The sequence below is a fragment of the Pantoea ananatis LMG 2665 genome (assembly GCF_000710035.2).
Taxonomy (GTDB): Bacteria; Pseudomonadota; Gammaproteobacteria; order Enterobacterales; family Enterobacteriaceae; genus Pantoea; species Pantoea ananatis.
Genome location: NZ_JMJJ01000017.1, coordinates 156,697 through 169,308 on the forward strand (window position 1 = coordinate 156,697; position 12,612 = coordinate 169,308).

Here is a 12,612-nt window from a genome sequence, read left to right on the forward strand (position 1 = left end):
AAAAGCGAGGGCGAGGTGATGAGGTTATCTGCCCGTCGCTGAATAAATACACGCAATACACAGGGTTATTCCCTTTATTTCTGTCATTGATGATCAGCGAAAAAATAATGAAAAAACGTTCCAACGAGATTAAAAACCTGGGGATTCAGCAGGCAGTCATGCTGGCGATGTGTTCTGGCGCGCTGCTTGCCTCGGGTAAAGGCCTGGCGGCGGTCAGTGATAATACGGTGACGGTAACCAGTGACGCAGATCGTCACGATGGCTACACCATCCCCACCACCAGCGTGGCCAGCAAAGCCCCGGTGGCGCGTCTGGATGAGGCACAGTCTGTCAGTACCGTGACACAACAACAGCTTGATGACTACCAGGCCAGCAGCCTGAGTGATGCAATGCGTTTTGTCAGTGGCGTGTCTGAAGCAAACACCCTGGCAGGCACGGAAGATGGCTTTGTGCGGCGCGGTTTTGGGAGTAATTCTGATGGGTCTGTTTATCGCGACGGCATCCGCAGCAGCCAGGGACTCAATCTGGATGCCACCACGGAACGCGTCGAGGTGCTAAAGGGTTCGGCTTCGTTACTCTACGGTATTCAGAATCCCGGTGGGATCATCAACGTGATCAGCAAAAAGCCGCAATATTCCTGGCACTCAGCGGTCAGTGGCCGCTACGCAAGCGAAGGCGGCGGTGCAGGTACGCTGGATGTTACGGGCCCACTGGGCAACGGCGTTGCCTTCAGGCTCATCGCGGAAAAACAACGCCAGGATTACTGGCGTAACTTTGGCAGTGATGAACACTCGCTGCTGGCTCCCTCTCTTCAGTGGTATGGGGAGAAGGCCAGCCTGTTAATCAGTTACAGCGATTATCGTTACGATATTCCCTACGATCGCGGCACAGCGTTTATCAACGGCTCACCCCTCTCACTGCCCTACAAACAGCGGCTGGACGATAAAGCCAATCATGCCTGGGGACGCAATCAGGCGCTGAACGCCCATTATGACTGGCAGTTCAACGACAGCTGGAGCACGCGCCTGACGCTTGGCTGGAATCAGCGCCGTTATGACAATAATGAGGTGCGGGTAACGGCCATTGATCCTGCCAGCGGCGTTGTCACCCGGCGCGCGGATGCCAATCGCGGCTTTAATCAAAAAACCAAATACGTTTCCTGGGATGTTCTGGGCAATCCGGAACTTTTTGGCATGACGCATGCGCTGGTGTTTGGCACCGATTATGAAATGAACCAAACCTATCGGGCGCATCAGTATCAGGGCAAGAATGACAGGCGCTTCAACTATTTCAATCCGGTTTATGACATGTTTTCTCCCGTCACCGACAGCACGACAGAGAATACGGCGAATGCCAACAACTTAAACCGTATCCACAGCCGCTCGGTTTATGTCAAAGACAGCATTTCGCTGACATCCGACTGGATCGCCGTCGTGGGCGGGCGTTACCAACATTATGAGCAACGGGCTTCAAAAGGTTTTAACCCGGTCGTTCAGACACTGGATGATGAAGGGAATAAATTCCTGCCGCAGGCCGGGCTGATTTATAAAATCACGCCAGATATTTCGCTCTACACCAGCATAAGTAAATCCTTTACCCCGTCAACCGATGTTGATGATGCGGGCAATGTGAGTCAACCCGAACAGGGAACGACATGGGAAGCAGGGAGCAAATGGCAAATCACCCCTCGCCTTTTCGCCTCGGTCGCCTTCTACAACATTGATGAAAGGCAGATGTCGTTGAGCATTAACGGCACCACCCGCCCTATTAACAAGGCGCGGTCTCAAGGGGTTGAGCTTGAGGTTAATGGTGAAGTGGCGCCCGACTGGGACATCAGTGCCAATTACAGTTATGACAATGCCGAAATCGTCGATGACAGAATTAATCCGGCCAACAACGGCCATCGCCTACAGAATGCACCTGAACATGCCGGGGCGCTTTACCTGAGTCATAACCTGGTGATACGCAGTTTACCCGGTGATTTTCGTGTAGGTGGTGGCGCACGCTATGTTGGCAGTCGCGCCGGCGATCCGGATAACAGCTTCTCTTTGCCGGATTACGTTGTCGCTGACGGCTTTATTGCCTGGAACAATCAGCTACTGGGTACAAAAACGCAGTTAAGACTGAATCTTAATAACCTGTTTAACAAACACTACTACACGTCGAGCGGCGGTAACCTGCGCGTACGTGAAGGTGAAACCCGTAACCTGATGGTGCAAGCCCGTGTTGAATTCTAATCCCTGCAAAACAATCTGGCGGCTCCTGCTCCTGCTGCTCTCCATGACAGTCAGCAGCGTCGCCTGGGGCAAGACGATTACTGATATTAATGGCGATCGGGTTGATATTCCCGATCGTCCTCAGCGTATTGTTCTTGGCGAAAGCAGAATGTTGTACACCTTCGCCATGCTGGAACCCGGCAACCCATTCAAAAGGCTGGTCGGCTGGCCCCAGGATCTGAAGAAGTATGACCGGCAAACATGGAATATTTTCGCGCACAAATTTCCAGAGATGCTCAACATACCGTCGTTAGGTTTTGATGGAATAAATGATATTAATCCTGAACAGGTGATTGCGTTAAAACCAGACGTGGTGATCCTGCCCGAGTTCGCCCGCAGCAGTGATGCCGGGCAACGGCTGGAAAAGGCGTTGAAAGCGGCAAACATTCCCGTGGTTAAAATCGATTTGCGGGTCCATTTACTGCAAAACACCACGCGGAGTGTTGCCATCCTTGGGGATGTACTGGATCAGCCACAGCGTGCATCGGCGTTCAACCAGTTTTATCAGCAACATATGCAGGTTATTCAGCAGCGCCTTGCCCGTTATCAAGGCCCTAAACCTACCGTGCTGCTACAGCTCCACCTGGGCCGCCGCAATGAATGTTGCGTCACCGCTGTGAATGGCAGTCTCGGCGAGGTGTTGTCGCTGGCAGGGGGAGATAACATTGCCGGTAAAACCCTGGCTGGCGTTTTTGGCCGACTGAATGAAGAAGCCGTGATTGTCGCGCATCCGGATTTTTATTTTGCGACAGGTAGCGGAGACAGCGGCGATTCATCGGATCTGAAGATCGGTCCCGCCATCAGTTCGGCTGAAACACGCGCGTCCCTGATCCAGCTGACTGCGCAACAAAATGGCCTTAAGCAGCTTCGGGCCCTTCATAACGGTCATGCTGCCGCGCTGTGGCACAACTTTTATCTCAGCCCGTGGCACGTTGCGGCAGCGGAATTTTTTGCTAAAACCCTTTATCCGGATCGGTTTAAAGACGTTGATCCGGAACACACCCTGCAGCAGATATTCACCACGTTCCTGCCTGTTCCCTATTCAGGAACCTACTTTTATTCGCTGGAGAAAGCATCGCCTTAAAGCGCGGTCTGGCGGCAGACTGAACATCGCGCCGCCAGAACCGGCTGGTATAATATCAGTGTTGGTTTTTGACCCTTACGATATCGGCCATCACTGATAACGCTATCTCCGCAGGCGTTTTACTGCCAATGGCCAAACCTATCGGTGCCTGAATCCTGGCCAGCTCATCCTCAGCCAATCCGGCTATCGTCGTTAAGCGTGCCTTACGCTTAGCGCTGTTTTTTACCGATCCCATGATGCCGATATAAAAAGCGTGCGTATTGACCGCTTCCATCATGGTTAACTCATCAATACGGGGATCGTGTGTTAACGACACAATGGCAACAGCAGCATGGGCACCGTTTAACTCCAGCCAGCGCGCAGGATGCTGCGGCACAATCGTCACGTTGTCTTCACCCGAAAAATGACGCTCCAGTTCACTTAACATTGCCGAACGGTGCTCACAGACGCGCACATGAAAACCCAGAAGTTGCCCAAGACGAATGCATTCAAACGCAACCGTGGAATACCCTGCCACCAACAGTTCAGGAATCGCGCCGACTGGCAACACGATGTCGGGGTCCTGATAGCTAAGCACGGGTAACGCGGCCGACGTTGCAACCCTCTCCCACGATGCGCGCTCGCCCACGGACAACTTTTTGATCATCCGGGTTTGGCCGATAAGCGCCTGATGCATCGCACTTAACAACGCGCCGCTGAGCATGTCAGGAAGCAGATGTTCCACCAGCACGTCCAGACGGCCGCCACAAGGCAACTGCACCCGGGTTTGCCGTCCGCCATCACCATATCGGACAACCTGGCTGCTTATCCGGTAATGCCCTTCCGCCAGACGTGCCAGGAAATCTTCTTCGATGCAGCCGCCAGAAAGCGAGCCACAGCAATCACCGCAGGCGTTAATCGCCATCATTGTCCCCGGCGCGCGTGGGGACGAACCCCAGGTGCGAAGCACGGTGCACAGCCAAATCGCCTGTCCCGCCTGATGCCAGTTCAAGGCCGTTTCGATAACCCGCTGATCCAGCGTAATCATGAGCTGCTCCTTACTCGCAGTAAGTCTTCCGGGTAATCAATATCCTCCAGGCAGCCCCGATCGCTGAGCGGCACATAGCGGATTTGCTGGTTTAACAGCAAATGTTGTGCCCCCGTATCGCCTGAAAGCTGTTGCAGCGCGGGAAAAAATGCTCGCTGGAAGCCAACCGGATGGCCTGGCTGTCCTTTTACCCACGGGCGTACAAGCGGTGAAGCATGCAACGCCTGCTCCACCGCCTGATAGCTGTCAGTCGTGACAAAAGGCATATCACCGAGCGCGATAATGACGGCATCATAGTCCAGGCAGGCGCTGACGCCTGCTGCTATGGAATCTCCCAGCCCCTGACTGACACAGAAAACAGCACGCACGTTGTCCAGCAGCACATGAATAGCCTTATCTTCCGGGCGCGTCACAACAATGATATCCATACCGCTTGCCCTTGCCTGTTCCAGCGAATGCCGGAGGACGGCTTTTCCTTGCAGTACCGCCAGCAGTTTATGCTGGCCGCTTGCCTGTCGAAACCGGCGGCTCATCCCCGCCGCCGTGAGCAAAATCGCCGTCTTCACATCCGCCGTCCCGGCAACCTCGCTGCCCATATTTAAAGGATTTTATCCAGCGTGATGGGTAAATCCCTGACGCGCTTACCGGTCGCGTGATAAACCGCATTGCTGATAGCCGCAGCCACGCCCACGATGCCCAGTTCACCGACCGTTTTTCCGCCCATGCTGGTGGCCTGATAATCAGGTTCGCCGACATCAATGGTGGTGATCTCGGGAATATCCGCATTCACTGGAATCAGATAATCGGCAAGATTGTTGTTAATCACCCGACCATTACGCGGATCGATAATGCCACCTTCGAGTAATGCCTGACCTACCCCCATGATCATGCCGCCCACCCACTGACTTCGGGCGAGTTTAGGATTATAAAGTCGGCCACTGTCGAAGGCCGCGACCATACGTTTCAACCGTATGGTGCCAAAGTCTTCGTCCACCCGCACCTCAACAAACTGTGCGCTCCAGCTGTGGGCCGAGACCGTATCCGGTCGGCTCATTTCATTCAGGCTACCGGTAACGCTGTCCCGTTCCTGCGCAGACATGTCCGGTGAAAACGTGCCGCCTTCAACGCTGAGCCCATTAAGGTTAGCCAGCTTAAGCAGCGCCCCCAAATCAATGGCCTGAGACGGTTTAGCCGTGAGATGGATGCCACCCTGGGCCAGAGTGAGTTGGTCATGCGAAATGCCGGCAAGAGGGGAACCTGAGGTCTGACTGGCCAACGCCAGTAAACGGGCGCGCAGCTTTTTCGCGGTAACGTCTACGGCAGCGGTCAGATTCCCTGCCAGCTGGGAGCCGCCCGCAACGCCAGCCCGGGGCAGTTGCGTATCGCCTAATTCAACATCAATGCGCTGTGAATCAACGCCCAGAATATCTGCGGCGGTTTGCGCCAGTATGGTGTAAGTACCGGTACCAATATCCGCTCCTGCGCACTGCACAACGAACTGACCTTGCGGAGAAAGCAGGATTTTAGCTTCCGCTGGCATGGTGTTGACCGGATAGGTCCCCGAGGCCATTCCCCAGCCAATCAGTTCGCGTCCTTCACGCATCGATCGGGGCGCCATGACGCGTTTATCCCAACCAAACGCCTCAGCCCCTTTTTGGTAGGCCTCTTTAAGCCGACGCGAACTCCAGGGAAGATCTTTTTGGTAATCACGATCGGCCCAGTTAAGTAGCCGAAAAGCCAGGGGATCAAGATCCAGTGCGTAAGCCATCTCATCCATCGCCACTTCAAGACCGAACGCGCTGGGGTTTTCACCCGGTGCGCGCATCCAGCCAGGCGTCACCGTATTAATAGGTCTGACCTGATGTTGGGCAGAGAGGTTTTCGATGGCATACATGCGGCCAGTGACCTTGCTGCAGTTTTCGGCGAACACGTCAATAAGTGATGTCTCACTAAAACTGCGCAGGATAACGGACTGAATCTTTCCTTCCCGCGTCGCCCCCATTTCCAGCTGTTGTGAGGTTGCCGGACGTCCGCCCAAACCCGTGAAGGTTTGCGGTCGCGTCAGTGACACACGAACCGGACGATTGAGCGCGCGCGAGGCCACACAGGCCAGCGCAACATGTGTGTAAGGCACGGGCTTAGAACCGAAGCCGCCCCCCACATAGGGCGAAATGATACGCACCTGTTTGGGTGAGATGCCCATCCATTCCGCAATTTCGACCTGGGCGCCCATCACCCACTGGCTGGGTTCCCAGACGGTCATATGATCGTTCTCCCACTGTGCAATACAGCCATGGGGTTCCATGGGCATATTGTATTCACGCGGGGTCGTGTAACGCTGATTGATGCGGACTTCAGACTGGTTCATGGCGCTCTGCGCATCACCCATCTCAATATCCTGAGGTGGGAGCGGCTTGGGTTCCACCCCTTCATCTGTCGGTGATATCAGCGCAGGCGTGGTGTCATAGTCAATCTCTACCAGCGAAGCTGCGTAAGTTGCCTGTTCGAAGGTTTCGGCCACCACCAGGCCAATGTTCTGACCGTTGTGAATAATCACGTCATCCTGGATCGGCGTATAGGTTGTCTGCGCGGCGCCCCCGTCAGCGATTGCCGTCGGCTGATGAATTTTCAGTGAATTGAGATGCGTATAAACGGCAATAACACCCGCTGCGCTTTCTGCTTTAGTGGTATCCATGTTTCTGATGCGACCGCTGGCGACGGTGGACTGGATGACCACGCCGTGCACAGCATTCTCGGGTGTATGTTCGATCGCGTAACGCGCTTTTCCTGTCACTTTAACCTCACCATCACCCCGGGTGCGCGGCGTTCCCAGTCCTGACAGGCTTGCAGGTTCGCGGCGATAGCGTTCGTTGTGATCGCCTGTGGAATCCACGGCGTTCCCACTGTGAAGCAGGTCGTTTTGGTCATGGGTCATACGATTTCTCCTGCCGCCATCAAGGCGCGTGCGATTACCCGCGGTGTAAGCTGTATTTTATGTGCATTCCCGGAGAGCGCCTGTGTTTCCTGGTTAATCAGCTCTGCAGCCTCATACAGCGTTTGGTGCTCAAAAGGCTGTCCTGTCAGTGCCTGTTCAATGCGGCGCGCGCGCCAGGGTTTTGTTGCCACACCACCTAAAGCAATATGGACCGTTTCGATCATTCCCTGATTAAGCGTGAGTCCAACGGCTGCACTGGCGCTGGCGAATTCGTAGGAGGTGCGATCGCGGACTTTTAAATAGTGAGACTGCTTAAGCGCCGGGGAGCATGGGATCTCAATGGCTACGATGATTTCATCCGCCAGCAACGCATGTTCATGATGGGGTGTATCACCTGGCAGAAGAAAGAAATCTTCAATCTGAATGCGTCGGCTCTGCTGCTGGCTGTTTTGCACCACAACCGTTGCATCGAATGCCGTCAGAGCGACCGCCAGGTCGCCGGGATAAACCGCCACACAGTGGTCGCTGTTTCCCAGAATAGCGTGGTTGGTATTCACACCATGCCGCGCAGCGCAGCCGGAGCCAGGCACGCGTTTATTGCACGCAGAGAAGGTGGCCGGATCGCGATAATACGCGCAGCGTGTGCGCTGGCATAAATTGCCGCCGATAGTAGCCATGTTGCGAATCTGAGGCGACGCCGCCTGCCATAAGCTGCCGTACAAAGCCGGCGCTTCGCGTTCACAGGCCGGATGATTCGTCAGCTCACTCATAGTGACCAGAGCACCAATGGTGATGTTATCCTGACCAAAATCAATCGCAGACAGGTTGGGTAATCCAGCGATATCAGTGAGCCGGGACGGCGTAAAGACACCACATTTCATTAAATCGAGTTGTGTCGTCCCACCCGCGATAAGATGATTTTGGGGATGTTGTTTGGCGCCAGCAGCATCCTCAACGGACTGCGCAACCTGCCAGTGAAATTCATTCATCGTGCCTCCTCCGCCATTTCCGCCGCGGCCTGTTTAATGGCATCAAGAATGAAAGGATAAGCACCGCAGCGGCAGAGGTTGCCACTCATATATTCCCGAATTTCGTCGTCAGAACCGGTATGGCCTTCTTTAATGCAGGCCACCGCAGACATAATCTGACCTGGCGTACAGTAGCCGCACTGAAAACCATCATGCTCAATAAAACAGCGTTGCACCGGGTGCAGTTCACCCGAGGACTGTTCCAGACCTTCAATTGTGGTCACGGCTTTACCTTGCGTCTGCACGGCCAGTGTCAGACAACTCAGTACCCGCTGCTCGTTTACCAGTACGGTACAGGCACCGCACTGCCCCTGATCGCACCCTTTCTTGGTACCGGTCAGGTTTAGATGATCGCGCAGCGCATCTAATAAGGTTACGCGAGGATCGATGCTGATCTGTCGGGTCTGACCATTGACCTGCATCGTTAACGGTATTGTTTCTGACATTGTCTTTTTCCCATGGTTGCAGGGCCAGTTAGGTGATCGGTTACTTATACATAACGGGCGAGATAAGAACGGGGAAAGCCGGATAACCCTGATGTTTACATGCGTATGTACGTCATTAGGTTTAGCACTTATTTTCAGGGTAAGAGGTAAAAAGACGATGATTGCGTTAATTAACACGGCTGGTCGCCCTGTTCATTCAGGCGACCATCACAGTAATCAGCAGGAGGATTTAGACAGACGAGAAAGTTTATAGTGAGTGGTGATAAAGCTGACGATAAAGACCAGAGCGAAAAGCACCACAATGGTTGGTGCGGGAGCACTGTCAATAAAAAATGAGAGATAAACGCCGCAGAGTGAGACAAACAGCGAAACAAACGTCGCCAGTATCAACGCATGGGAAAACCGATCCGTCAGCAAAACGGCAATCGCTCCGGGTGCAATAAGCAATGAAATCGATAAAATAATCCCTACTGCCTTAAGCGTTGCCACAATGGTCAGAGACACCATACACAACAGGCTATAATGCAGCCAGCGCACCGAAAGCCCGCACACCTGAGCCTGTTGAGGATCAAAGCTAAACAGCATGAAATCGCGCCATTTCAGGCCGACGACAGCGACAATCACAGCGGCAATGCCTAACGTCTGAAAAATATCGCTTTGGCTGATCCCCAGCATATCGCCGAATAAAATATGGTCGAGGTGGATCTCCGGTTTCAGGGCGATGTACAAAATCAGGCCAACCGCAAACATCCCGGAAAAAACAATACCCAGAACCGTGTCCTGCTTGATTCTGCTGTTCTCTTTAAGGTAGCCACTGGCGACAGCACAAAACAAACCGGCACTGAATGCGCCCACTGCCAGAGGTAATGCCATCATCCACGCCAGCACTATGCCTGGAAAGACAGCATGGCTCATCGCATCACCCATCAACGCCCAGCCCTTCAGGACCAAAAAGACTGACAGCAGCGCACAAGGCACGGCAACCACCGCCGCGATGAGTAAAGCATGATTCATAAAACCAAACTGAAAAGGTTCCAGCCACATCATCTTGTCTCCCGCACAGCATGCGCCTGGGCACGACGACGATTCGCCAGCACACCGTGCTTAGGCGCAAAGATGAAGGCCAGTAAAAAAAGTAACGTTTGCGCAACGACAATAATGCCGCCCGTTGCGCCATCAAGATAATAACTTGCCCACGCGCCCATAAAGCTCGTGATGCTGCCAATGGCAACCGCGATGGCAAGTAGCCGGGGAAAGCGATCGGTCAGCAACCAGGCCGTTGCCCCTGGCGTGACAACCAGACAGATAACCAGAAACGCGCCCACAGTTTGTAACGCAGCCACGGTCGAAACGGCCAACAAAGTGAAAAATAAGATCTTAAGACGCACCGGATTTAAACCAACGGCGCGAGCATGGTTTTCATCGAAAAAGGTGACCATTAAATCTTTCCATTTGAAAAACAAAATGGCGACAGAAGTCAGTCCGATAATAAGCAGCTGAATGATATCGGAAGGCGCAATAGCCAGAATATTGCCCAGCACGATAGTCTGAATATTTACCGAAGTGGGATTGAGGGAAACCATAAACAGCCCAAGGCCGAAGAACGAAGAAAAAATCAGGCCGATGATGGTATCTTCTTTCAGCCGCGTGCGCTGGTTGAGCAACAGCATGCTCCCTGCCGCTAAGCCCCCTGATAAAAAAGCGCCCAACGCAAACGGCAGTCCGAGCATGTAAGCGCCCGCGACACCGGGAACAATAGAGTGTGACAGCGCATCACCAATAAGCGACCAGCCCTTTAACATCAGATAACAGGACAGAAAGGCGCACAGCCCGCCGACCATGGCTGAAATCCACATGGCGTTCAACATATATTGATAACCAAAAGGTTCAACGAGCGCGGTCATCATTTACCCCATGATGAATGCGTGTCCGTGGATGCATTAACCGGCCGTTCATGATCGGCGATAACCTGCGTGATACCGCCCTCATTCATGACATGGCGCAGTACGCCACTGAATGTGCGCTCCAGATTCTGCTGCGTAAACGTCGTCGCCGTGGGGCCGCTGGCAAGAACCGTGCCTTTAACCATGACGGTGTAATCACAAAACTCGGTCACGGAGCCAAGATTATGGGTCGAAACCAGCATAGTTTTTCCTTCCTCCTTTAGCTCACGCAACAAGCTGATGATTTTGGCCTCGGTATGAACATCAACGCCGGTGAAGGGTTCATCCAGTAAAATCACCTCGCCCTGTTGCGCAATGGCCCGCGCAAGGAAAACGCGTTTCTTCTGACCGCCGGAAAGCTCACCGATTTGGCGATGGCGAAAATCCAGCATGTCAACGCGTGCCAGCGCGTCAGTCACCCGATCGCGATCCTGCCGTTTAGGGATACGCATCAGGCCCATATGTCCATAGCGCCCCATCATAACCACATCATCCACCAGAACCGGAAAAGACCAGTCAACCTCCTCGGCCTGCGGCACATAGGCGACCAGGCTACGGCGAAGCGCCTTACGCGTTGGCAATCCCAGTACGCTGATATGGCCCGATCGCGCAGGTACAAATCCCATAAGCGCTTTGAAAAGCGTAGATTTACCCGAACCATTTACCCCGACGAGTGCAGCAATTGACCCGGCTGGCACGCTAAAGCTGGCGTTGTGCAACGCTGTATGCCCGTTACGGTAGGTTACCGAGAGGTCCGAAACGACAATTGTGGGGTTCATGGTGTTTTCATCCCGTCCTGAATGCCGTTAACCAGCGTCTGGGTGGTAACTTTCAACAGGTCAAGATACGTTGGCACAGGCCCCCTGGCCGCGCTTAATGAGTCAACGTATAACACACCGCCATAATGTGAGTGCGTTTCGCGCGCGACCTGGCGTGCAGGTTTATCGGAGACGGTGCTTTCACTGAAGATGACGGGAATGGCATTCTTTTTCATCTGATCGATGACGTTCCGAACCTGCTGTGGCGTTCCCTGCTGATCGGCATTGATTGGCCAGAGATAAAGTTCTTTAAGCCCTAAATCACGTGCCAGATAGGAAAAAGCGCCTTCGCTGGTCACTATCCAGCGTTTGTTTTCTGGTATGGCGGCGAGTTGCTTACGAACAGGTTCGAGTGCTGCAACGATCTTTTGCTTATAGGCGGCTGCGTTCTGCTGATAGGTGCTGGCATTGGCCGGATCGTGCTTTACAAGCGCATCACGAATATTATCCACATAGATCAGTGCGTTATCCGGTGACATCCATGCGTGAGGATTGGGTTTGCCATTATAAGGTCCTTCCCCTATTCCTATCGGAGAAACGCCCGTTGAAACAACAACTTCAGGAACGCCTTTGAGATGTTGATAAAAACGTTGAAACCACAATTCCAGATTCAAACCATTAGCCATCACCAGCTGTGCACCCTGTGCACGTTTAATATCGCCTGGGGTCGGTTGATACTCATGAATTTCGGCACCAGGTTTGGTGATTGACGTGACCTCAGCCGCCTCCCCTGCCACATTTTTTGCCATGTCAGCAATAACGGTGAAGGTCGTGACGACCTTAAATTTATCAGCCGCATAGCTGTTGAGGCTAATAAAAACACTCAACATCATGCCAAGTGTTGAAACCGATAATTTACTCACCATGTTCGTCATCCTGAGATTAATGAAGAAAGCGCCAATAATTTAGCCCGTGCTAAATTTTATAGCACAGGCTATAAAATTCACACAGAAACACTTTGTGAAGTTTTTTAATGAAATGAATGGAAGTTTTAAGTTTTGTAATGCAGAGTGGCTAACTAGTTATTCTGAAAGTAAAAGTCCAGCAGTGTAGCG

At 53.2% G+C, this 12,612-nt stretch carries 11 protein-coding genes; 2 read left to right on the top strand and 9 right to left on the bottom strand.

Annotated elements, in window-relative coordinates; translation table 11 throughout:
* Positions 1–107: 107 nt before the first annotated feature.
* A complete protein-coding gene (locus EL29_RS22290) occupies positions 108–2,237 on the top strand; it encodes a TonB-dependent siderophore receptor (RefSeq protein ID WP_050442562.1) in 2,130 nt (709 codons plus the stop codon).
* The gene (locus tag EL29_RS22295) at positions 2,224–3,360 is read left to right on the top strand and encodes an ABC transporter substrate-binding protein (RefSeq protein ID WP_028716058.1); all 1,137 of its coding nucleotides are present in this window, start codon (positions 2,224–2,226) and stop codon (positions 3,358–3,360) included. The genes EL29_RS22290 and EL29_RS22295 overlap by 14 nt, the downstream gene beginning before the upstream one ends.
* 55 nt (positions 3,361–3,415) lie before the next feature.
* Here the strand turns inward: EL29_RS22295 and EL29_RS22300 are convergent, their stop codons facing one another.
* The 9 genes from EL29_RS22300 to EL29_RS22340 all read right to left on the bottom strand — a co-directional run bounded on the left by EL29_RS22300 (position 3,416) and on the right by EL29_RS22340 (position 12,390).
* The gene (locus tag EL29_RS22300; RefSeq protein WP_014333023.1) at positions 3,416–4,387 is read right to left on the bottom strand and encodes an XdhC family protein; all 972 of its coding nucleotides are present in this window, start codon (positions 4,385–4,387) and stop codon (positions 3,416–3,418) included.
* Complete coding sequence (locus EL29_RS22305) at positions 4,384–4,983, bottom strand: nucleotidyltransferase family protein (RefSeq protein WP_024471487.1); 600 nt, start codon at positions 4,981–4,983, stop codon at positions 4,384–4,386. The genes EL29_RS22300 and EL29_RS22305 overlap by 4 nt, the downstream gene beginning before the upstream one ends.
* Before the next feature lie 2 nt (positions 4,984–4,985).
* Positions 4,986–7,322 carry a xanthine dehydrogenase family protein molybdopterin-binding subunit gene (locus EL29_RS22310; RefSeq protein WP_024471488.1) on the bottom strand — a complete coding sequence of 779 codons (2,337 nt, stop codon included), beginning with the start codon at positions 7,320–7,322 and terminating at the stop codon, positions 4,986–4,988.
* Complete coding sequence (locus tag EL29_RS22315) at positions 7,319–8,311, bottom strand: FAD binding domain-containing protein (protein ID WP_024471489.1); 993 nt, start codon at positions 8,309–8,311, stop codon at positions 7,319–7,321. Before EL29_RS22315 ends, EL29_RS22310 begins: the two co-directional genes overlap by 4 nt.
* Positions 8,308–8,796 carry a (2Fe-2S)-binding protein gene (locus EL29_RS22320; RefSeq protein WP_024471490.1) on the bottom strand — a complete coding sequence of 163 codons (489 nt, stop codon included), beginning with the start codon at positions 8,794–8,796 and terminating at the stop codon, positions 8,308–8,310. Before EL29_RS22320 ends, EL29_RS22315 begins: the two co-directional genes overlap by 4 nt.
* A gap of 216 nt (positions 8,797–9,012) precedes the next feature.
* A complete protein-coding gene (locus EL29_RS22325; RefSeq protein ID WP_033766321.1) occupies positions 9,013–9,840 on the bottom strand; it encodes a metal ABC transporter permease in 828 nt (275 codons plus the stop codon).
* Positions 9,840–10,700 (bottom strand): iron/manganese ABC transporter permease subunit SitC, encoded by an 861-nt coding sequence (sitC, locus tag EL29_RS22330; protein ID WP_019105871.1) that lies wholly within the window; start codon positions 10,698–10,700, stop codon positions 9,840–9,842. Before sitC ends, EL29_RS22325 begins: the two co-directional genes overlap by 1 nt.
* A complete protein-coding gene (locus tag EL29_RS22335) occupies positions 10,700–11,518 on the bottom strand; it encodes a manganese/iron ABC transporter ATP-binding protein (RefSeq protein WP_028716059.1) in 819 nt (272 codons plus the stop codon). The genes sitC and EL29_RS22335 overlap by 1 nt, the downstream gene beginning before the upstream one ends.
* Positions 11,515–12,390: a metal ABC transporter substrate-binding protein gene (locus EL29_RS22340; RefSeq protein WP_227008753.1), complete on the bottom strand. Its 876-nt coding sequence runs from the start codon at positions 12,388–12,390 to the stop codon at positions 11,515–11,517. The genes EL29_RS22335 and EL29_RS22340 overlap by 4 nt, the downstream gene beginning before the upstream one ends.
* Positions 12,391–12,612: the final 222 nt, after the last annotated feature.